Genomic DNA, 20403 nt, shown 5'->3' on the forward strand with positions numbered 1-20403 from the left:
AATATGAACTTTGCGGCTACATGCTAAAGTCTTCCGGAATAAAATTCGGAGACTTCGGTGAATAAGCTACTGCTCATAAACTTGTTCCTGCTCGGACTGTCGGGCATTGCTTCGGCTGCCGATGCGGTCGTGCTTGAACCAAGCCCCGAAATCTTGCCGGCAGGGTTTGTCTGGACCGGCGGGTATGTCGGCCTTCAGGCGGGTTATGGCTGGGGTGACGGCGACCTGTCGTCAGATGTGCCGGCGGCGGCACCGGCCGAAATCGATGGCTGGTCGGGTGGTTTCTATGCCGGATACAATCACCAGCTGGCCAACGATGTCGTGCTCGGCATCGACGCCGACATTGCATGGTCCGGCATCGATGGCATCGGCCAGCTAAGCGTCCTCGGCTTTCCAGTTCCAGGGGCCGGGATCGACTACGAGCTGAACTGGACGGGCGCTGTGCGTGCCAGGCTCGGATATGCCGTAGACCGGTTCCTGCCCTACATCGCCGGCGGCGTGGCCTTTGCCGGCGCCGATGCTACGCTTCTCGGCAATGGCACGCCATTTCAGGAATTCAGCGACACCCTTGTCGGATGGACGCTTGGCGTCGGCGTGGAATATGCCTTCACCGACACACTCCTCGCCCGGGCCGAGTATCGATACACCGACTATGGCGATCTCGACTTCAGCGGCCTGGGCGGCGCCACCGGCCGCTTCGGCTTCAAGACCAGCGATGTCAGGGTCGGCCTGGCCTACAAATTCTGAGCCCAAGCATAAATTCCGAGCTCAAGGTCCAAATTCTGAACCCGAGTCTAACGTTTGAGCTCGAGTCCAAATCCCGAGCTCAAGCCGTCCGACGTTGCAAACCCCAGCCTTGTGCCGGGGTTTTTGCTTGTCCAAACGCAAGATAGCCCCGCCACCTCGAGGCAGCGGGGCTTTTGCGTCCGGTCGACGCCCGCTGTCAGCGGGCAGCCTCGCAGCGGAGCTCAGCGCTTCCCGCCTCGTAGCGGCGACGGTTGCCGATGCGCATGTCGAGGTGGCGCGGACAGGCGCCATTGGCCTTGTGCGGCTTGCACATCAGGCAGCCGGCCCTGGCGTTCCTGGGCTTCTTTCGTTTGTGGTGCACGCTTGCCTCCGGTCACTGCCGGTGCGCCCCGATGGCGCCCGGTCATGATCGGGCTGGTGCTGGTTACGGGTTCTGCCATGGCCGGACTATTCCGCCGGCATCGGGTGAAATGCAAGATGCGGCACGCGGCCGGCTTCCGTGCCGCTGCCACGAGGCTGCGCAGCCGCGACCTGCGCAGTTGCTGGTCAGGCAGCATCTCCGGATGATCGCCCGCACCAGTTCGACAACCGGACAGACGCCTTGTTGATGCCGTTCCGGCTTTGCGGCCTTGGCCGTCCAGTCGGCTTTACCGCACCGGATAGCTCATGGCGGGAACGACATTTCGTTTGAATGCGTTGTTTTGGCGGAGCGCCAGGCAACGACCCGAACCGTCAGGCGCTCCATGCAGCGAGGCCTGCCGAGGTCGCCCTCCGGCAGGCCTTCGCTGTGAGTTCGGGCAGGCCGTAGCAGTGGCGTAACTGGCTCGATGCTCTAGACATCAGGCTGGTTACAAGTCCGCTCAAGCGGCGGGAGGCTAGCTGTCGAACAAACCAGCACCGTTCATGTAGGCCCCTTCAGAGGTGCTGTGCTGCCGCTCGAACACCAGCGGCTCTCCGGTGCACTGCGCGACATCGAGGACGTAACTCAAGATATCCTCGAAGGCCACATTCTCCTGCGGATTCTCGCTCTGAACGGTCTGCGCGATCTCAACCACGTTGATTGGGCTCGAGGATCTGGCGGCTGCGACGGCCGCCGATATGCTGTTCATCAAATCTCGGGATAGCTGGCGCATTGGATATCTCCTTTTGAGGCCCGATTATCGCTGGCGGACGTGCTAATGGCAAGGGAAATCCATAAATAAATTAACGAAATCATATAGTTAGTAGAATTCGGCAAATGGGTGGTGAGGCCAGAATTAGGGTTGGACGCCAAATGAAAATGATGCGCCGATCTAGACCATGGCAGTCTTGACTACGTTTGTGCCAAGAACGATATTTTAGCCACTTACTCATTCAGCACATTCATGCCGAAAGATGGTGGTGTCGATGCCTGAGCTTGAGAGGGGCGAACGCCTGCAGATTATGCTCAATGCAGAGGAACTGGCGGCCGTCGAGGACTTTCGCTTCCAACGAAGAATGCCTAGCCGGGCTTCCGCAGTACGCGAGTTGCTGCGCCGAGGATTGGCCGCAGAAGGCTTCATCGAGGCAAGCGCCGGAGCGAAGTCGCAGGATTTTGGTGTGCTTGATCACAATGGAAGCGGCGATCCAGATAGCGCCTGAACAGAGGCAGGCATTTTCGAGCGCCATCATTGCCGCAAAGCAACACTCGCAGCGATCGGTACCGCGAGGCAACACTACGCGGGGAACCGGCAAATAGCCCTAGCCCGAGGGTCAAGCGCCCTTGGTGTGGATAAGCCGTGGCTCAAACATCACGACGAGGCAGCAGCCCAAGATCGCGCCCGCGGTAGTCAATGGATCGGCCAGTGATCTTCCCCAGTACCGCGTCCAGACTGTTAACGTGGTCATTCAGAAGCGAATAGGTCTCGTTGAACGGCCTCAGGCTGATGAAGCACTGCTGGATCGCTTTGCGCAAAGGGATCGCAGCGAGGACAATGGCCTCGATCTCGCTCTCGGTCAGTTTCTCAGCTCGCTTTGACCTAGCCACCGCGCTATTCCTCCCGCCACACCGGTATGCGCCGGACCCTGATGGCGACAAGCCGACGGATCTTCTTGCCCACCATCTCCCTGGAGCCCGAGAAAACGCGCTCGACCTTAAGGAACCCATGGCCTCCAGGGACGCTTTCACACTTCATCCGGCTGGAAAGAGAATCGACGTCGACGTCGCCGAACAGCTGAATCAGGTCCGTCGGATAATAGACGTGAGCTCGCCTGCAATAGGCGCACCGAACCTCGACCAGATCGCGGGCATCGTTCAGCTTTGATAGCGGAAAGGGTATGGTTCGGCTCGGCTGCGGCATGAGAACGAAATAGGAACAAACTCCTTAGGGAGTCAATTCACATCATGTCGGAACGAAGCTCCGCGGCCAGCTTTTCGAGGCCGTCGACTGACCCTTGATAGGACGCTGCATAACGCGGAAACAGCTCCTGCTGGTTCCTGTAAAATGCGAGCCACTGCGGCAGGTCCGAGATTGGATAGGTGTTTGTCCAGGCACCATTTGCCATCGTGAAGGTGCCGGCTGCAGAATCATAGGTGACGTTCATGCCCCGGCCTAGCGCGCCGGTTGGCAGTTGCAAACCACCGCCCCAATTGACGCCGCTACTGCCTCGCGGCAGTCTCCGGCCATGTGCAACCTCTACAATTTCTCATCGTCGCAAGATGAACTGCGCGCGCTGACGAAGGTGCTCGACGACATCGCCGGCAACCTTGAACCGTCGATCGACGTCTACCCCGGCCGCAACGGCCCGGTGGTGCGCAACTTCGAAGGGCGCCGGCAGTTGGCCATGCTCAACTGGGGCATGCCTACGGCTTCCAACGTGCAATTCCAGGCGGCCAAGGCGCGCGCTGCAAAACTCGAGGCGAAAGGTCAGACGGTCGATTTCAAGGCGTTGCTGGAAAAGGAACCCGACAAGGGCGTTACCAACATCCGACGGACCGACAGCAAGCACTGGGCTCCCCATCTCGGCGTCGAGAGCAGATGCGTGGTGCCGTTCACAAGCTTCGCCGAGCCCAGCCCGACCGAAGGTGACAAAGACCCCCTCACCGGCCGGCATCGCAATTTCTGGTTTGGGCTCAACGAGAACAAGCCGCTTGCTGTTTTTGCCGGGCTATGGACGCCATGGCGCGGCGCGCGCACTATTCGGGACGGCGTGCTCGATTGGGAGGTCTACGCCTTCCTGACGACCAGCCCGAACGGTGTTGTTGCCCCGATCCACGAAAAGGCAATGCCCGTCATCCTGACGACACCGGAAGAGATTGAAACGTGGATGACCGCGCCGTGGTCAGAGGCGAGCAGGCTGCAGCGTCCACTGCCTGACGACCTGCTAACTGTCGTGGATCTTCCGGCAACGCAGATCGCCGCAACTCAGGCGTCACTGCTGTAGCGATGTCAAACACCGGTAACGTCGTCCCACAGCAGAAGATGCCGAAGCTGATCGTTGTCGCCGCGTTCAATCGTGACGACAAAGGCGACCTGAAGCCCGCATTCGATCCACGCCAGATGCAGAGCGAGGATGCGGCCAAGCGCCTGGCCAAGATGATCGAGAGCGAGCATGCGGGCGTGATCGCCTGGAGCCGGGAAGCTAATCCGGCAATTGGCGAATATGGGGAGCCGACCATTTTGTATCAGGCTGGCCAAGTTCCAGATATGGATTAGAGCACAGGCGACCCGTTGCGGGGCATACTCGCAATTAGCCGCGGCCGTCACTTCGCACTTCAGAGGCTTGGCCTGGCATGCAAAGGTTTACTCGGCGCAGAATTTGATCCCGTCTTAGCCTGTGGGGGCAAATAAGTTGCAGAATGGCAACTGGAGGGCGCCAAAGGTCAGCTGCGGAAGTAAATTACGTTTGCTAAATTAGTTCCGCTGCGTAATCCTCCCGGCAACTCTTAACTGGAAGGGCTGCCTAGATGAAAAACTTCCTTGTTGCGACTAGCTTTCTTGTGGCTTTCGCCGGATCTGCTCGCGCAGCAGATGTCGTGGTTGAAGAGGCAGCTCCTATCCTACCGGCGGGCTTTGTCTGGACGGGCGGCTATGTCGGCATTCAGGCCGGTTGGCAGTGGGGAAGAGACCACACGGAAGAATTCATCGGCGGCGTCGCCACCGGTTTTGATGAGGACCTCGACAGCGATGGCTTCATTGGGGGTGTCCATGCCGGTTACAACTGGCAGTCAGGACAGGTGGTCTACGGTATCGAGGGCGATTTCGAGTTCGCCGCTGTCGATGGCGGCTATCGCCTGGACAATGACAATGGCACTGATTTTGACATGAACTGGCAGGCGTCCATTCGTGGCCGACTTGGTTTCGTTCCGATGGAACGCCTGCTGGTGTATGGCACTGTGGGTGCCGCCTTTGCCAACCTCGAATATACCTACGTCAGCGCTGGCACGACGTTTGAATCATTTGACGAGACGAAAGTCGGTTGGACTGCCGGCGCGGGCATTGAATATGCTGTAACAGACAACATCACCACTCGCTTGGAATATCGGTATACTGACTTCGGGAGCGTTTCCAATTTGTCGTCGGTCGCTTTCCCAGGCTTTACCTATGATCATGACCCGCAGTTCCATGCTGTGCGTGTCGGGTTGTCATACAAGTTTTGACGCTTGACCTGATCCGTGCCCTTTGACCCCGGCTCCAGCCGGGGTTTCTGTTTGAGGCGACACAATTTTCCCGGGGCGGGCTATCCCAGCGGTGCCTGGTGCGCGGGGGGACAAAACTCTGGCAAGCGCTCGAGTTCCTGCACACAAGTCATTTCGCCACGCCGATCGGCGCCGGCATCAAAGCCGCGGTGCCTGTCCAGCCGGCTCTGCGCGTCATCGTCTCGCAGCTGAAGGGCGAAGTGAAGCTTCGGCATGCAACGGTTACGGCAATCCTCAGCCCTTAAGGAAAGAGGACCTGCCGCTCTTGGTTGGAGGAGAAGCGGCCGGCCCTGCTTCGGAGCGTACCGGTGAGGCGGCGGGCAGGCTCCAGGCACGACAATTCCGCAGCGGCTGAATGGTTCCCAAATAGACAAGGGCCTGCCGCTTTGCTGCGGCAGGCCCTTATCCCTCATACGTGGTTGAAAGGATGACCACGTTCCCGCCTCGAACCGGGTATCCTATTAATTCGATAAATGGGTTTCGGTTCCTCGAGACTGGCCGGATGCACCGAGACAAAAACCGCTGTCCGTTGGAACTTGCGGTGGGGGGCAACGTTCCAACGCCGCAACCTCTAGCTAAACCGGAGCACTGCAATGGCCACGACTAAAGCAGGCGGCAAGGACTCGCTCTCAAAAAAAGGGACCGAAGCCTCCAAGCATCTTCAGACGGCGACACCGAAAAAGGAAACTGGGGGAAAAAGGGGTGCCGCAGGAAAGAGGGTGAAGCCATCAAAATAGGGGACATATCTAAGGCGAGGTGACGAGCGCAGAGACGGACTTCGCTGAGGTCCTGCCCGTAAGCAGCCCTTTTGTCAGGAACTGCTAGAGAAAAGGCCTGCCGGATGGGGCACCATCCAACAGGCCTTGTGTGAGCATGATCTGAGGGGGGATCATGCTCACGACTTCAACTCTGCTAGCCTCAATAGGTTCCCCGGAACGCCTCGCCGTTACTGCGCGGGGGCTGCCGGAGCAGGTGCAGCTGGAGCTGACGGAGCAGGTGCTGGAGCGGCAGGTGCCGGCGCGGCAGGTGCCGGCGCGGCAGGTTCCGGTGCTGCAGTTGTCGGGGCTGCGGGGGCAGCAGGAGCGGAAGGCGCTTCGATCTTCACGTCGATATCTCTGCTACCACCCCAGTTTCCTTGGGTCAGGACAAAGAAGCCGACCGCGAGCAGGACAATGATGGCAATAATGCCAACAGCCCATCCACCGCCACTACCACCCGAATTCACAACAGTTGGGCCATCGGCCATGATTCAATCCTCCAGTTAAGTTAAAAAGATGCCGAACGTGACAAGTCCGAAACAAAGTCCAAATATTGGCGCAAGAATCCATCGCGCTTCGTGCACGCTACGGTCCATCAAATCCTCCCCAAATTACTGATAGGACAACGGCGTGCTTGCCCATTTGGTTCCTTGCAGCGGGAGCTCCTGTTCAAGCCTGCAAAGCGCGAAAGAGCCCCAACCTAACGGCAGCGGGGGGGGCGAACCGGATAATTTGAGCAAAAGGGCGTCGTGCCAAATCTTGCGATAGCGGAGTTCTAAGGCTTTGGCAGTCTCTCTTTTTTAGAGGAGTACCGCGCACTAAGCCGCTTTACCGGCGTGTTCGAATCTTGTCCTCAACTGCGAGTGACGAATGGCTGGAAAAGGGCGGCTATCTGCCGGTGCCGATGCTCGATGAAGATGGCACAGTCGTTGGGGAACGCTTGAGTAAGGCTTGGTGCGGCCTCTGCAGACGTCTTGCGCCTAGACAGACGGCTTTGGCATCAGCAGCGTCACGCGGCAGCCAACCTCTAGATTTTCGCGCTTTATTGTCCCGCCCAGTTGCTGCGTCAACAGCGACAAGACGCGGGAGCCAACCCCTCCAGGCCGCTCCTCGTGTAGGCCCACGCCATTGTCGGTTACGGACAGGACTACGTCATCGTTGACGCGTAGCGCAACTTCGATAAGACCGGCGCGTCCGTCTGGAAAAGCATATTTGAGGCTGTTGGTCACGAGTTCGTTGACGATGATCGCAATGGGCACAGCCTGTTCGCTATGAATATAAAGTTCGTCAGCGTCGGCTTTGATAGCAACCGGGCTTGTTCCACTGATCGACGCGCTGAGCCCCTGGCAGATGTCCGCAAGGTAGTGCCTCGCGTCCACGACCTTTCTATCTGAGCGTATCGTGAGATGGTCGTACACTTGCGCCATCACCTGAATGCGCTCTGCCATATCACTGAGCGCTTCTGACGCGTTCACGCTGGTGTCCTTCGACTGAAGGCGCATTATCGCGGATATCATCGCCAGGTTGTTCTTGGTCCGATGAGCGAGCTCCATAAGAAGAAGGCCCTTGGCCTTTTCGGCCCGCACCACCTTTTCCATCTCTGTCCGCAAACTCTCCGCAATGAGCCCGATGACAGCGCCGGTCGCGGCGAACAACACACAGGGGGCCACATAATCGGGAAAGGGAGCCATTTGACTGATGACGAGATAGGCAAACGCGGTACCAAGCGCGGTCGCGTACAGAGCCGACCCGCGATCGAACAAGAGACCCGCAGCAAAAATGCCAAGCAGAAGGAAGAAGAAACCAACAAAGCCTGTTTGACTTTGAAGTTCGATATGCACCGCAATGCAGAACGCCATCAAGGCAGTAGTTGTGGCGTAACGTACCCAAAGCGGTTGCGGCTTCTCGGGAAGGAAAAAAAGAAGTCGTTCCATCAATTAGCCCCGGCGCGAAATTCCAAATTGCTACAGTCGATAAACTTAAGCGGCGACGGTGTGAAGGTGTCGTTCCGGGCGGGCGGTGCCCCCCATCGTGATCGCGCTGGCTGCCGCCCATGAGGGGCAGCTAACGCTTCTTCGCCACGAATCTCGCTTCCCTTATCAGGGACGACCAATCGTGTCCGAGATAGGCGATAAGCTGTCGCGCCTGTTCCTCGGTGACATTGCCTTCTTTCATCAGGCGCCGGATGATGAGGTATTCAATCTTAGTGGCATCAGCTGGTCCTTCGGACATAACCGTAATCCTTTGAAGGCCAACGGATAGAGTTGTGATGCTGTTCCCATCAAAACAAAAAAAGTCCCCGCCACCTTTCGGCAGCGGGGCGCTAGCATACAGCCAAACAAAAACCCCGGCCGCAGCCGGGGTTAGAAACAAAACATCATAGTTTAAAACTTGTATGCCAACCCGACACGAACATCGTTCGTCTTAAAGCTGAAGCTTCCACTCCCGCCCAGCTCGCTGAAGTCCAGGTCACCATAATCCGTGTACCTGTACTCAGCCCGACCAACTAGGCTATCGGTGAAGGCATATTCCACACCTACACCCACCGTCCATCCTACAAGGGTGTCACTGTATTCCACAGCCGGCGACCCGCCGACGAAGACGGTTGCGTCAGCTCCAGCAACCGCCACGCCACCTGCAATGTACGGCAAGAACCGATCAACAGCATATCCGAGCTTGGCTCGTGCAGCGCCCGTCCAATTCAACTCGTAGTCTACGCCCGCGCCAGGCACTGGAACGCCGAGGGTCAATCCTTGGCCGAAGCCATCGATGCCTGACCACGCAATATCGGCATCTATGCCGACCACAATGTTGTTGGCCAGTTGATGATTGTAGCCGGCATAAACGCCGCCCAACCAGCCATCAATGTCTGCAGGTGCAGATGGCCCGCCGACATTCGCCGACACGTCGCCATCGCCCCAACCATATCCTGCCTGAAGACCGACGTATCCGCCTGTCCACACAAAACCCGCCGGCAAAATTTCGGGGGTTGGCTCGAGCACGACCGCATCGGCTGCGGAAGCAATGCCTGATAGGCCAAGCAAGAAAACGTTCGTCAGCAAAAACTTCTTCGCACCCGTTCTCCAAAATTATCCCCCAGTAGAACGTAACACGCGGTCGAGGAATTCATAGACCTTCCCTGAATTCACCTATGAAGCGTTGCCGAAACACCACATGCCGGGCATCGTTACGGCAGCTTGAAGCCTCCGCCCTTCATGAAGGCGACGATGGCCAGGATGATGCCGCTGATGACCAGCTTGGCGATCCAGTTGAGCGTGCCGCTGACGCCATCGATCTTGGCGTCTAGCGTCGAAAACCGCACAGTCGACCGATGCCGTCATTCTCCGCATGGAGAAGAAGCCATGACGAATATTTTCGGTAAACGCCATCTAAACCGGCAGGAATCCTTGCCTTTTGACGGTCTATTTGACAGGCTAACACCTTGAAAATATTGGCGATCCCGACAGGATTCGAACCTGTGACCATCGGCTTAGAAGGCCGGTGCTCTATCCAGCTGAGCTACGGGACCGCTGGCCGGCCGGGCCGGCGTGATCGTGCCTTGGGACGTCAGTGCGTCCAGGGCGTCCTGCGGTCATAACGGAAATTGTCGGAGTAGGAAATCTGCCGGCGCTTGGCTTCCTTCGGCTCCTGCACGCGGAAGGCGAGGCCTTCTTTTTCGGCGTAGGCGACAGCCTCTTCGCGGGTCTCGAAGGTCAGCCTGATCTGGCTCTTCATGTCGCCGGAGCTGGTGTAGCCCATCAGCGGGTCGATCTTCTTCGGCTTCTCGGCGTCGAATTCGAGCACCCAGTGCCCGGTCTTGGCTTTGCCCGACTGCATGGCGGTCTTGGCAGGGCTGAAAATTCGCGCGGACATTAATTCCCTCATTCGTGAGTCCGCAGCGAGCGCGGACATCCAGATGCGCCCGTCATTTACTTCGCAATCGCCATTGCTGCAAGGCGAAAGCCGGTTTCCGCTTTTTTGCCCTTGCCATGTCGAGCGGAAGCCACTAGGCACGGCGTCGAAATGTGATTTCGGAGTGTAGCGCAGTCTGGTAGCGCATCTGGTTTGGGACCAGAGGGTCGGGAGTTCGAATCTCTCCACTCCGACCATTTTTCTCCCCGCGACAGCTTTTTTCCCAAGACATCGATCTGTCCGCCCATGGCATCTGGCGTGCGATGGCAACGGCCCTTGCGCATCACGCCACGGCCATGCGCAGGCGAACCGCGCGTGTTGAAACGGCCGACATCGGCCATCGCTCAGCCTTTCCCTGCCTTCCAGCGGGTGGTGCGGGAGTGTCCCGCGGGCTTGGTGATGATGAATGCCGAGCACTGCCTCTCCACTTCGTCGCCGAGCGCGCACTCTCCAATTCGTCATCCCAGAGGCCTGCCCCGAGGATCCATGCCGTGAGGGCGTGAGACGGGTGGAAGAAGGTGCAGGTGTTCTGAACCGTCTGCACGCTGCCGCAAAGTCACGGCATGGATCCCAGGGTCTCCGCGACGGAGCTGCGCTCCTGCTCCGCCCTAGGATGACGAAGGGATGGGCGCGTCTTGGTGATGATTGCCGGGCGCGGCCCCTCCCGCTTCGTCATCCTCGGGCTCGACCCGAGGATCCATGCCGTGACCTGGCGGCAGCGTACTGACGGTTCAGAACGCCTGCATCTTCCACCCGCCCCAGGTCCCTCATCCTCGCGCCAAAGCCTTGCGCAGGCGCATCGTGCGCAACGGAATGCGCCCGGCCATCGCTCAGCCCTTTCTGGCCGGCCGGCATGACGCGACCGAGAGGTATCGGACCGGCAGCTTCAGCAACTGGTCGGGGCCGTGCGGGCCGGCGGCGTCGAAGAACAGGCTGTCATCAGGGGCCATGCGGTAAAGTTCCATGCCGTGGCGCCAGACCATCTCGCCTTCCAGCAGATAGATGAATGTCATGCCGGCATGCTGTCTCAAGGCGGGGCGGTCGGCGTCGTCGGTCAGGGTGACGAGACAGGGCTCGACCGACACACCTGCGGCATCGGGGACGACATAGCCGAGCGGGCGATGACCGGGGCGCGTGCCGCAGCGCTCGGTTGGCAAACCGGCCTTCACGAACCTGGCGTCGCGCAGTTCCTCGGACGGTTTCAGCAAAACGCTCAGCGGCACGGCCAGGGCGCGCGACAGCTGGTGCAGCGTGGTCAGCGACGCCGAGATGATGCCGTTTTCGATCTTCGACATCATGCCGAGCGACAGGCCGGCGGCCCGCGCCAGCTCGATGATGGTCATGCCATGCCTGCGCCGGCAGGCCCTGACCTCGCGGCCGATCGCCATTTCGAGCCGGTTGCCGGCAGCACCGCGCAGCGCGTGCGGGTCCTGGCTCAATGCCAGAGCTGCGTCGGCCATGTCGCCTCCGCCAAAGTCGAGGCCTGAAATTGTCATGCGCGCCACCTCCTGAAATGACCATGTCGCTGGCCTCGTCGGCCCCCCCTGTTGCCGGCATCTTTCGCCGGCATCCTTCACCGGCATCTGTCACCGGTGTCTGTCACCGGCATCTGTCGCCAGCGTCTGCCGCCCCGTCGCAACGGCGGCCGGTCGCGACGGCCCGACCCGAACTCCGCCCCCAATTCCGGCACCCGTTTGCACGTCGGCGCGACGTCAGTGGTCTGCGGACCTCCGCGACGGCCCAAGGCGGCCCGCCTGCTTGCATCCAGAACGCAAAAAGCTCCCGGCGGGGTGACCCGCGGGAGCTTTTTTGCTCTGCCATCGGCCCGCATCGGTGCGGGCGCGATGGGGTGAAGCGTCAGGGATTTAGGCGGTCATGTCAATGGGAATCCGGGGGGCATCCGGGGGGCATCCCGGGGGGAGTCTGGGGGCGTCCCGGGGTGGATCTCTGGGACTCGGGGCGGACAAGTCGAGGGTGCTCCGGCGCGCAGGCAATGCTTGCGTCACGGGCCACGCGGGCTCGGGCCGAATGGCGAAACGCCTCAAGCGCGGCACGACGGCGGCGCGCCGGCATTCGATGCGCCACAGGCCCGGGCGGCCGGCATATCAGGCCGACCGGGAGCGACCGCACAGCGCATCGGCCCCTCTCCCGGAGATGCCTAGGCAACGGCCTCCTTCACCGGCAGCTTGAGTGCGTCGCTGGCGTTGATGATGGCAAGCGCGATCGCCTCGATGGTGGTGCGCTTGTTCATCGCCTGCTCGCGCAAGGTCTCGTAGGCGACCTGTTCCGACACCTTGTTGGTGGCCATCAGGATCTCCTTGGCCTTGTCGATGTCGCGATGCGCCTTGAGCTTGGCGGAGAGCCGCTCGACGCGGATGCGCAGCCGCTCTTCGCGGCGGTGGTTGTTGACGCTCAAAAGGATGTTGGCGAGGATTCCGAAAGTCCTGAGCGGCAGGCCGATCACCGCCTGCGCCCTGAGCCGCAAAACCTTCTCGACGATGATCGGGTTCTCATAGTCGACGATGGCGATCAGCACCGCCGGCGGGTCGTCGGCGTTCCAGTTCCAGGTGATGCCGCCTTCGACGAGCGGGCGGATGAAGGCGAACACCACGTCGATATTGGCAGGAATTTCCGCCGGCGGCGGCCAGTTGGTCTGGACCTGGCAGCCGATGCGGTTGAGGTGCTGCCAAAGCTCCTCGCCCTCGCTGCTCTTGGGCTGCAGCAAAAGCACACGCAGCGAGCGTATGTCCTTGATCTGGATCGGCGCTGATCCGTCATGCGGCGCCACGTTGGGGCTACGTGATACCATTGGTCCTCATTACGGCAATGTCGTCGGTAACAACGCCTGCCTTTGGTGTCGTTTGCCCTGATGTCGGGCGGTTTCTTGTCCCCATGCCCCTCGGCACAGGGTCATATCGCTGAAGTCACGTGCCTCCCAGCACGGGTCGTATCGCTGCAGTCCCGTGCCTCCGCCACGGGGTCATAAAGAATGCATGGCCAGGCGCTCCCCCCATTCCTCGGGATTGTAGCTGGCGAGATAGGGATCGGGGCGGATGGCCGTTGCCGATCTCGACAGGATCTCGAACTGGCCGTCCTCGCGCGCCCGCGCCACCCGCGGCCAGACATGGGTGTGGGCATTGTCGGGGTCGATGCGGATGCGCCCTTGCGGTGCGTCGAATTCCGAACCGAGAATGGCCGGCCTGAGCGTCTCGACATCGTCGGTGCCTGTCTTGCGCAGCGCATTGGCCACGACATGGACCTGGAAATAGGCCGCCTCCCAGCACATGTTGGTCACCGCATCGCTGCCGAACCTCTTCTTGTAGCGCTCGACGCAGCGTTCGTTCGTCAGCCCGCCGACCGACTGGAAATAGCTGGCCGAGGTGATGTGGCCGGCGCCGACGTCGATGCCCATCGCCTGGATGTCGGTTTCGCTGGTGGTCAGGCTGGCGATCGGCATCGCCCTGGCATCGAGGCCGGCTTCGGCGAAGGCCTGGTAGAAATGGACGATGCTTTCGCCGACGAAATTGCAGAAGATCACATCAGGCTGCTTGCGCTTGATGTCGGCTACCAGCGGCTTGTAGGCCGAGCGCCTGGCGTCGAGCTTGAGATAGCCGCGGCCGGCCACCTCGCCGCCATGCTTGACAAGCATCTCGTTCATGATGCGGTCGGACTCGCGCGGCCAGATGTAGTCGGAGCCGACCATGTAGAAGCGCTGGCCTACATGGTTGAGCAGATGCTCGCCGAGCTGGACGCTGTTCTGGTTGGGGGCGGCACCGCAATAGATGGCGTTGCGCGAATATTCGAAGCCCTCATATTGCGCGGGATAGCAGAGCAGCCCGTTGCGGTGCTCGACCGCCTTCAGCACCGCCTTGCGCGTGCTCGACATGTAGCAGCCGAAGATGATCCGGACGCCGTCCTCGACAAGCAGGCGGTTGGCGAGGTGGTGATAGGCGACCGCATCGCAGCCCGGATCGTAATGGACGGCAACAAGCTCACGGCCGTCGATGCCGCCTGCTTCATTGACCTCGTGGATGGCAAACAGCGTCGCATTCAGCATGCTGCGTTCCATCACCGAAGTGACGCCGGTCTGGGAGAACAACACGCCGACCTTCATCGGCTCCTCGGTTCTTGTCGCCATCGATTGCCAACTCCGTCAGATTGTTCATCCGCGAACTCGACACAAAAAAAGCGCCCAGCGCGGGTAACCGCAGCAAGCGCCTTTGCTCGACTGATCGGGACATCGCTGTCCTTACGTAAACTGTGCCTCAAGCGATCTGGCCCGTCAACTCGCTTGCGCCTCGGCAAACGATATCAGGCCACTGCGCTGTTCAGGCAAAGCCTGTCCGACGGTCGCAGGCGAGCCGGCAAACCACACAACAGGTTGCTTTGCCTGATGTTGCGCCGATCAGACGAAATCCCGGTTGACAGAAATCGGGAAGTTGCGGATGATCATCGACATCAGGCCTGCGACGCTGCGGGCTGAGACACCACCAGTGCGCTGCGCGCCCCGTCTCTTCGGCTGCGCAGACAGCAACGACGCTGACAATAGCCATTGCCGCTTCGAGCGACTGACCTCGCTCGCACCCCTGACATCCCTGGGATTCCGCAAGGATTCCAGACGTGCGGAGCTTTGCCAAAACGGCCCCGCCCGGCGGAAGCACGACAACACCAATCAGCCTGAGGAGGAACTGGACGTGAACAAGGTAGAGACATTTGGCACTGCGGTGCGTGTGGCCTGCGATGTGGGCGGCACATTCACCGATGTGTGCATCCTGAACGAGGCTTCCGGCAAGATCCATGTCGCCAAGACGCCGACGACGCCGGACCCGATCGACGGCGTGCTCAAGGGCATCGAGGCGGGCGGCGTGGCGCTGCGCGACATCATCCTGTTCTCGCATGGCACGACGCTTGCCACCAACGCGCTGATCACCCGCCGCTTCCCGCCCGCCATCATGGTCACGACCAAGGGTTTTCGCGACGTCATCGAAATCCGCCGTGGCACGCGTGACGACCTCTGGGACACCTACAAGGAGATGGCCCCGCCCTATCTGCCGCGCCGCGACCGGCTGGTGGTGACAGAGCGCATCGACTATTCGGGCAAGGTCATCGAAGGCGTCAATGAAGCCGAGGCGCGCGAGCTCGCCCGCGTCATCAGGAAGCGCAACGTCAACAACGTCGCCATCTGCTTCGTCAATTCCTTCGTCAATCCCGCAAACGAGCAGCGCATGCGCGACATCCTGCTCGAGGAACTGCCGGGCGTGTCGATTTCGCTGTCGAGCGACATCATGCCCGAGATCTTCGAGCATGAACGCTTCAACACCACCGTCGCCAATACCGTGCTCGGACCGGTCGCCGGCCAGTATGGCGCCGAGCTCGAAAGCCGCATGCAGGACGGCGGTTATGCCGGCGACGTGCTGTTGCTGCATTCCGGCGGCGGCGTCATGACCGCCAAGGGCGCCACCAAATTTGCCGCACGCCTGGCGGCATCGGGCATCGCTGCCGGCGCCATTGCCAGCCGCTTCATCTCCGAGCTTGCCGGCTACAAGAACTCGATCAGCCTCGACATGGGCGGCACCAGCACCGACATCAGCCTGTGCTCCGACGGCCATCTCCACGTCACCAATGACTGGCATGTCGAATATGGCTATCCGATCCGCTTCCCCAGCATCGAGGTCCTGACCATCGGCGCCGGCGGCGGCTCCTTGGCCTGGCGCGACGCGGCCGGTGCCTTGCGCAACGGACCGCAATCGGCCGGCTCGACGCCGGGACCGGTGTGCTACAACCAGGGCGGCACGGAGCCGACCAACTGCGACGCCAATGTCTATCTCGGCCGCCTCGGCACCAAGCTCGCCGGCGGCAGGGTCGAACTCGACGTCAAGCTGGCGGAAAGCGCCATCAACCGCGTCATCGCCGAACCGTTCGGCATGGATGCGGAACAGGCGGCACTGTCGATCCTGAAGGTTGCCAACGCCAACATGGCCGACGCCGTGCGCCTGGTGTCGCTGCGCAAGGGCTACGATCCGCGCGACTTCGCGCTGGTCGCCTTCGGCGGCGCCGGTGCCCTGCATGGCGTGGCGCTGGCCCGCGACCTCTACATCCCCGTCGTCTTGATCCCGCCAAATCCCGGCGTCACCTCGGCCATGGGCTGCCTGCTCGTCGACATCACCCACGACATCACCCAGATGTACACCGACACGGTCAGCGACATCGACATGGCCGAGCTCAACAGCGCCTTCCGCCTGCTCGAAGAAGACGGCCACGACCGCCTGCTGAGCGAGGATATCTCGCCCGAGCAGATGCTGTTCCAGCGCTACATCGACATGCGTTATCTCGGCCAGTGGCGCTCGATGTCGATCCCGGTCAGCGCCGACATCGAAAACCTCGACGAGGCGGTCAGGCAGTTCCACGAGGAGCATGGCCGCGAGCACAATTATTCCAGGCCCGACGCCCCGGTCGAGGTGTGCCGCATCCAGGTCAAGGCCACCGGCCTCAACCGCAAGGCCGAGCTTGCCAAACACGAACTGCGCACAGCGCCCTTGCCCGCCCCCGTCGGCGAACGCCTGGTCCGCTTCGACGAAGCGCCGCAGCGCATCAAGACCCCGGTCTATGACCGCTCGACCCTGCATGCGGGTGCCGTCGTCGTCGGCCCCGCCATCATCGACCAGCTCGACTCGACCATCGTCGTGCCGCCCGGCATCAAGGCCGAGGTGGACGAGTACCTGATCATCAGGATGCACGTCCCGCAGCAGTCCTGAACGAACGAGCTTTAGCCCTCACGCAAATTCTGAATTGGAGATTGGAAATGGCACCTAGAAAAGATCGCCGCACGCTCGATCCGGTTACCTTCGAGGTCCTGAAGAACGCCTATGTCAACATCGTCGACCAGATGGCGGAGCAGATCCTGCGCACCTGCTACTCCTTCGTCATCTACTCCCGCGACTTCTCCTCGGCGCTGTGCGACCCGACCGGCGACACCATCATGCAAGGCAGCGGCGACATCGCCGCTCACGTCGGCACGCTGCACCTGACCGCAAAGGCGGTGATCAAGAAGTTCGGCCATGACGTGCATCCGGGCGACGTCTTCGTCATCAACGACGTCTACCAGGGCGGCACCCACTTCAACGACACCCGCCTGTTTGCGCCGATGTTCTACAAGGGCGAGCTGCTCGGCTTCGCCCAGGCCAACGGCCACTGGGCCGATGTCGGGGGCGCCGTGCCCGGCTCGTTCAACGTCAACGCGCTCGACCACATGGCCGAGGGCCTGCGCATCACCCCGGTCCGGGTCTACAGCAAGGGCGTCTATCTCTCCGACGTCGCCGAGCTGATCGCCCATAACACGCGTGCGCCCAGCGACATCATCGGCGATCTCCAGGCCCAGGCCGAAGCCTGCCGCCTGGCCGAGCGCGAGATCCAGCGCCTGTGCGACAAATATGGCGTCGACACGATCAAGAAGTCGTTCAACGAGGTCCAGGACTATGTCGAGGACATGACGCGCCAGCGCATCTCCGAGCTACCCGACGGCACCTGGGAGACAACAGACTATATCGACGTCGATCCCGACGAGGGCGAAGGGCTGGTGCCGATCAAGGTCAAGATGACCATCGACGGCGACCGGGTCCATTACGACCTGACCGGCTCCCACCCCAAGACGGTCGGCTCGTTCCTCAACTGCTGCTATGGCGGCGCCTTCGCCGCCGTCGTTGCCGGCACCAAGATGCAGTCGCCCGACATTCCGATGAACTCCGGCTTCTACCGGGTGGTGACGGTCGATGCCGGCCCGCTCGGCTCGGTGGTCAATGCCGAATGGCCGACCCCGGTCGCCGGCTTCGCTTCCGGTCCGTTCGAAAAGATCATGAACGCGGTCTTCGAGCTCTGGGCGGAGGTCTTGCCGGAACGCGCCATGGCCTGCACCTTCAACCTCGACTATCTGCTGATCGGCGGCCGCGACACGCGTCACGAAGGCAAGCCCTACTTCATGTGGTACGACTGGATGGTCGGCGGCTGGGGCGCGCGCAACGGCCGTGACGGCTGGGCGGCAACCGGCCCGGTGTTCGGCGTCCAGCTCGGCACCCAGCCCTTCGAAGGCCAGGAGCGGCTGTCGCCTGTTCTCACCACCTGCCACGAGCTGATGGTCGACTCCGGCGGCCCCGGCGAATTCCGCGGCGGCCTCGGCGTCCAGAAGGGCGGCACGCTCTACGCCTGCGAACGCACCGTGGTGTCGTATTGCTGCGACCGCGAGCGCTCGATCACCTGGGGCCTGTGGGGCGGATTGCCGTCGATCCCGCACGGCGTCTGGGTCAATCCCGGCCAGGACAAGGAGCGGTATCTCGGCTCGCTGTTCTCAGGCGTGCCGCTGCAGCAGGGCGACACCGTGCAGCGGCCCTCGGCCGGCGGCGGCGGCCTTGGCGATCCGCTCAAGCGCGATATCCAGAGCGTGCTCAGCGACGTGGTCGAAGGTTATGTCTCGGTCGAGCGGGCGAAGAAGGACTATGGCGTCGTCGTCCATGTCGTCGATCTCGACCTCGACCAATACAGGGTCGACGAGAACGCCACGCTGGCCGAACGGGCGCGCATCGCCAGCCACCGCAAGGACTGGCTCAACGAGGACGCCGAGAAGATCGCCGCCCTTTATCGCGACAAGAAGCTCAACATGCTCGACCTGATCCGCCAATACGGCGTCATCGTCGACTGGGGCTCGGGCGAGCTTCTTCCCAAGACCACCGCCGAGTTCCGCGAGATGCTGAAGCGGCGGACGGTTCCCTACTGGACGGCATCGGGCCAGGCCGCCAACGCGACCCTGAAGGTCGCCTGATCAAGGGAAGGCAGCAAGCTCCAGCAGGCTTGCTGCCTTCTTCGCCAACGGGGTTTGCATAAGCAGAATCAAGAAGTCTGGCAAAAATCAAAAAATCTGGAGATGAACCATGTCTGGAAGTCTCGATGTCGCAGGGGAATTAGACTATTCGCAACGGCCGGTGCCACCCAGTGGCCGCATGCCCAAGCTCAATCTGACGATGGCCTTCTGGGCGATCTGCAGCGCCATGTTCTTTCTCATCATCTCGGCGACGCTGGCCGAGATCTATGGCACCGCCAATACGATCATCGGCCTGATACTGACGGTGATCTCCTACTCCGCCATCAATGCGGTCATCACCCGCTACGCGATCAGGAGCGGCCTGTCGGTGTCGCTATTTTCAAGGCTCTTGTTCGGCCGCTACGGCTCGGCGATCGCCACCTTCATCTATGCGGTCTCGAGCATCTATTACGCGGTGTTCGAAGGCTCGGTCATCGCGACTGCGGCGACCTACTATTTCGAAGGCCTGACCTTCGCAATCGCTGCCCTGATCGTCTGCATCTACAGCGTGCCGCTGATCCTCGGCAGCGTCCAGCACTGGCTCGACAAGTTCAACGGCTATCTCCTGCCGCTCTATCTCGTCGGCCTGATGGGCACGGTGATCTATGCCATCTCGCATTACGGCTATTCCAACGCCTGGCTGACCATGACGCCGGAAGGCGGCGCCCCGCCCTATGGCTGGATCAACGTCTTCATCGCCTTCATGGGCGTCTGGTGGATGATGATGTGCACCTTCGACTTCGCCCGCTTCGGCAAGAAGGAGGACGAGACCTACCACGCCGTGTTCAATTTCGGCCTGCCCTTCTACACGCTGACCTATTTCGTCAACGGCCTGGTCGGCATCTTCCTGGTGCAGACGATCCCGCTCGAGGGCGCAACCTCGGAGGTGTCGGTCGTCAAGGCGCTGATCGTGATGATGGGCGCGCTCGGCCTGCTGTTCGTCTGGATCAGCCAGACGCGCATCAACACCACCAACTTCTACCTGTCGACAGTCAACATGCAGGCGTTCTTCCGGCTGGTGTTCAAGCTGGAGATGCCGAAATATGTCTGGGCGATCATCGTCGGCGTCATCGTCTATTTCGTGATGCTGGCCGACATCTTCCAGTATCTGCTCGTCGCACTCGCCTATCAGGGCATCTTCGTCGTCGCCTGGGTCGGCGTGGCGCTGGCCTATATCATGTGCGGACAACATGACGGCAGCGGCGAGGAAAGCGCCCGTTCCGACGACGATTTCCCGGCCTATTACGCGCCCGGAATGGTCGCCTGGTTCGGTGCGGTCGCCATCGGCATCATCCTGCTCGCCATCCCCAACCTCGAACTGCTCTCGGCACCGGCAACCGTCACCAGCAGCTTCCTGTTGTTCTGGGCGCTGTCGTCGCGCATCAGAACCGTCGCCATAGCCTCCTGAGGCCAACCGGGCGCGGTCGCGTTCTCGACCATCGAGAACCGACCGCGCCCGGATTGTTTTTGACCGTCCT

Annotated in this window: 21 protein-coding genes and 2 tRNA genes; 12 read left to right on the forward strand and 11 right to left on the reverse strand. The window is 61.1% G+C overall.

Going from position 1 to position 20403, the window contains the following annotated elements; translation table 11 throughout:
• The first annotated feature begins 57 nt into the window (after positions 1-57).
• Positions 58-747, forward strand: coding sequence for an outer membrane protein (locus tag DY201_RS20230; protein ID WP_115732759.1), 690 nt, complete (start codon positions 58-60; stop codon positions 745-747).
• Between the two features lie 196 nt (positions 748-943).
• On the opposite strand, the gene DY201_RS29135 is transcribed toward DY201_RS20230, so the two are convergent.
• Positions 944-1108, reverse strand: coding sequence for a hypothetical protein (locus DY201_RS29135; protein ID WP_165915782.1), 165 nt, complete (start codon positions 1106-1108; stop codon positions 944-946).
• Positions 1109-1622: 514 nt separating this feature from the next.
• Entirely contained in the window at positions 1623-1880 is a 258-nt protein-coding gene (locus DY201_RS20235) for a hypothetical protein (protein ID WP_115732760.1), read from the reverse strand.
• Between the two features lie 253 nt (positions 1881-2133).
• Between DY201_RS20235 and DY201_RS20240 the strand changes: the two genes are divergently transcribed.
• Both DY201_RS20240 and DY201_RS28785 read left to right on the forward strand, forming a co-directional pair.
• On the forward strand, positions 2134-2367 hold the full coding sequence (locus DY201_RS20240) for a hypothetical protein (RefSeq protein WP_115733896.1): 234 nt from the start codon (positions 2134-2136) through the stop codon (positions 2365-2367).
• A 332-nt stretch (positions 2368-2699) separates the two neighbouring features.
• Positions 2700-3029 carry a hypothetical protein gene (locus DY201_RS28785; RefSeq protein WP_131922196.1) on the forward strand — a complete coding sequence of 110 codons (330 nt, stop codon included), beginning with the start codon at positions 2700-2702 and terminating at the stop codon, positions 3027-3029.
• 73 nt (positions 3030-3102) lie between these two features.
• Here the strand turns inward: DY201_RS28785 and DY201_RS20255 are convergent, their stop codons facing one another.
• Positions 3103-3309 (reverse strand): hypothetical protein, encoded by a 207-nt coding sequence (locus DY201_RS20255; RefSeq protein WP_115732763.1) that lies wholly within the window; start codon positions 3307-3309, stop codon positions 3103-3105.
• Positions 3310-3390: 81 nt separating this feature from the next.
• On the opposite strand from DY201_RS20255, the gene DY201_RS20260 reads away from it, so the two are divergent.
• The 4 genes from DY201_RS20260 (at position 3391) to DY201_RS20275 (ending at position 5649) form a co-directional block, all read left to right on the forward strand.
• Complete coding sequence (locus DY201_RS20260; RefSeq protein WP_115732764.1) at positions 3391-4149, forward strand: SOS response-associated peptidase; 759 nt, start codon at positions 3391-3393, stop codon at positions 4147-4149.
• A 38-nt stretch (positions 4150-4187) separates the two neighbouring features.
• The gene (locus DY201_RS20265; RefSeq protein WP_245432052.1) at positions 4188-4421 is read left to right on the forward strand and encodes a hypothetical protein; all 234 of its coding nucleotides are present in this window, start codon (positions 4188-4190) and stop codon (positions 4419-4421) included.
• 251 nt (positions 4422-4672) lie between these two features.
• The gene (locus DY201_RS20270) at positions 4673-5365 is read left to right on the forward strand and encodes an outer membrane protein (RefSeq protein ID WP_115732766.1); all 693 of its coding nucleotides are present in this window, start codon (positions 4673-4675) and stop codon (positions 5363-5365) included.
• Positions 5366-5463: 98 nt separating this feature from the next.
• On the forward strand, positions 5464-5649 hold the full coding sequence (locus DY201_RS20275) for a hypothetical protein (protein ID WP_115732767.1): 186 nt from the start codon (positions 5464-5466) through the stop codon (positions 5647-5649).
• Between the two features lie 1493 nt (positions 5650-7142).
• On the opposite strand, the gene DY201_RS20290 is transcribed toward DY201_RS20275, so the two are convergent.
• The gene (locus tag DY201_RS20290) at positions 7143-8096 is read right to left on the reverse strand and encodes a sensor histidine kinase (protein WP_115732768.1); all 954 of its coding nucleotides are present in this window, start codon (positions 8094-8096) and stop codon (positions 7143-7145) included.
• Positions 8097-8193: 97 nt separating this feature from the next.
• Here DY201_RS20290 and DY201_RS29290 point away from each other — a divergent pair, with 97 nt between their 5' ends.
• Positions 8194-8424: a hypothetical protein gene (locus DY201_RS29290; protein WP_165915783.1), complete on the forward strand. Its 231-nt coding sequence runs from the start codon at positions 8194-8196 to the stop codon at positions 8422-8424.
• Positions 8425-8546: 122 nt separating this feature from the next.
• Here DY201_RS29290 and DY201_RS20295 read toward each other — a convergent pair whose 3' ends face one another.
• The 4 genes from DY201_RS20295 to DY201_RS20305 form a co-directional block, all read right to left on the reverse strand.
• Entirely contained in the window at positions 8547-9224 is a 678-nt protein-coding gene (locus DY201_RS20295) for an outer membrane protein (protein WP_115732769.1), read from the reverse strand.
• A 125-nt stretch (positions 9225-9349) separates the two neighbouring features.
• On the reverse strand, positions 9350-9484 hold the full coding sequence (locus tag DY201_RS29700) for a hypothetical protein (protein ID WP_280959932.1): 135 nt from the start codon (positions 9482-9484) through the stop codon (positions 9350-9352).
• A gap of 130 nt (positions 9485-9614) precedes the next feature.
• Positions 9615-9691, reverse strand: a tRNA-Arg gene (locus DY201_RS20300).
• A gap of 38 nt (positions 9692-9729) precedes the next feature.
• Complete coding sequence (locus DY201_RS20305; RefSeq protein ID WP_115732770.1) at positions 9730-10035, reverse strand: ETC complex I subunit; 306 nt, start codon at positions 10033-10035, stop codon at positions 9730-9732.
• Between the two features lie 159 nt (positions 10036-10194).
• On the opposite strand from DY201_RS20305, the gene DY201_RS20310 reads away from it, so the two are divergent.
• Positions 10195-10271: transfer RNA gene (locus DY201_RS20310), tRNA-Pro, on the forward strand.
• A 633-nt stretch (positions 10272-10904) separates the two neighbouring features.
• Here the strand turns inward: DY201_RS20310 and DY201_RS20315 are convergent.
• The 3 genes from DY201_RS20315 to DY201_RS20325 all read right to left on the reverse strand — a co-directional run bounded on the left by DY201_RS20315 (position 10905) and on the right by DY201_RS20325 (position 14212).
• Positions 10905-11570 carry a helix-turn-helix domain-containing protein gene (locus DY201_RS20315; RefSeq protein WP_115732771.1) on the reverse strand — a complete coding sequence of 222 codons (666 nt, stop codon included), beginning with the start codon at positions 11568-11570 and terminating at the stop codon, positions 10905-10907.
• Positions 11571-12232: 662 nt separating this feature from the next.
• Positions 12233-12883 (reverse strand): ANTAR domain-containing response regulator, encoded by a 651-nt coding sequence (locus DY201_RS20320; RefSeq protein ID WP_115732772.1) that lies wholly within the window; start codon positions 12881-12883, stop codon positions 12233-12235.
• 171 nt (positions 12884-13054) lie between these two features.
• Positions 13055-14212, reverse strand: a complete 1158-nt coding sequence (locus tag DY201_RS20325) for a transporter substrate-binding domain-containing protein (protein ID WP_115732773.1) — start codon at positions 14210-14212, stop codon at positions 13055-13057.
• Between the two features lie 556 nt (positions 14213-14768).
• Between DY201_RS20325 and DY201_RS20330 the strand changes: the two genes are divergently transcribed.
• The 3 genes from DY201_RS20330 to DY201_RS20340 all read left to right on the forward strand — a co-directional run bounded on the left by DY201_RS20330 (position 14769) and on the right by DY201_RS20340 (position 20333).
• On the forward strand, positions 14769-16829 hold the full coding sequence (locus DY201_RS20330; RefSeq protein WP_245432053.1) for a hydantoinase/oxoprolinase family protein: 2061 nt from the start codon (positions 14769-14771) through the stop codon (positions 16827-16829).
• Positions 16830-16876: 47 nt separating this feature from the next.
• Positions 16877-18886 carry a hydantoinase B/oxoprolinase family protein gene (locus DY201_RS20335; RefSeq protein ID WP_115732775.1) on the forward strand — a complete coding sequence of 670 codons (2010 nt, stop codon included), beginning with the start codon at positions 16877-16879 and terminating at the stop codon, positions 18884-18886.
• A 109-nt stretch (positions 18887-18995) separates the two neighbouring features.
• Complete coding sequence (locus DY201_RS20340) at positions 18996-20333, forward strand: purine-cytosine permease family protein (RefSeq protein WP_115732776.1); 1338 nt, start codon at positions 18996-18998, stop codon at positions 20331-20333.
• Positions 20334-20403: the final 70 nt, after the last annotated feature.

This window comes from Aminobacter aminovorans, assembly GCF_900445235.1.
Classification (GTDB): domain Bacteria; phylum Pseudomonadota; class Alphaproteobacteria; order Rhizobiales; family Rhizobiaceae; genus Aminobacter; species Aminobacter aminovorans.

Bases quoted from the DNA above. Each gene is read 5' to 3' on its own strand.
- DY201_RS20235 (WP_115732760.1), bottom strand. From the start codon at position 1,880: ATGCGCCAGCTATCCCGAGATTTGATGAACAGCATATCGGCGGCCGTC.
- DY201_RS20305 (WP_115732770.1), bottom strand. From the start codon at position 10,035: ATGTCCGCGCGAATTTTCAGCCCTGCCAAGACCGCCATGCAGTCGGGC.
- DY201_RS20315 (WP_115732771.1), bottom strand. From the start codon at position 11,570: ATGACAATTTCAGGCCTCGACTTTGGCGGAGGCGACATGGCCGACGCA.
- DY201_RS20255 (WP_115732763.1), bottom strand. From the start codon at position 3,309: ATGAACGTCACCTATGATTCTGCAGCCGGCACCTTCACGATGGCAAAT.
- DY201_RS20320 (WP_115732772.1), bottom strand. From the start codon at position 12,883: ATGGTATCACGTAGCCCCAACGTGGCGCCGCATGACGGATCAGCGCCG.
- DY201_RS20270 (WP_115732766.1), top strand. From the start codon at position 4,673: ATGAAAAACTTCCTTGTTGCGACTAGCTTTCTTGTGGCTTTCGCCGGA.
- DY201_RS20240 (WP_115733896.1), top strand. From the start codon at position 2,134: ATGCCTGAGCTTGAGAGGGGCGAACGCCTGCAGATTATGCTCAATGCA.
- DY201_RS20260 (WP_115732764.1), top strand. From the start codon at position 3,391: ATGTGCAACCTCTACAATTTCTCATCGTCGCAAGATGAACTGCGCGCG.
- DY201_RS20325 (WP_115732773.1), bottom strand. From the start codon at position 14,212: ATGGCGACAAGAACCGAGGAGCCGATGAAGGTCGGCGTGTTGTTCTCC.
- DY201_RS20265 (WP_245432052.1), top strand. From the start codon at position 4,188: ATGCCGAAGCTGATCGTTGTCGCCGCGTTCAATCGTGACGACAAAGGC.
- DY201_RS28785 (WP_131922196.1), top strand. From the start codon at position 2,700: ATGGCCTCGATCTCGCTCTCGGTCAGTTTCTCAGCTCGCTTTGACCTA.
- DY201_RS20335 (WP_115732775.1), top strand. From the start codon at position 16,877: ATGGCACCTAGAAAAGATCGCCGCACGCTCGATCCGGTTACCTTCGAG.
- DY201_RS20290 (WP_115732768.1), bottom strand. From the start codon at position 8,096: ATGGAACGACTTCTTTTTTTCCTTCCCGAGAAGCCGCAACCGCTTTGG.
- DY201_RS20340 (WP_115732776.1), top strand. From the start codon at position 18,996: ATGTCTGGAAGTCTCGATGTCGCAGGGGAATTAGACTATTCGCAACGG.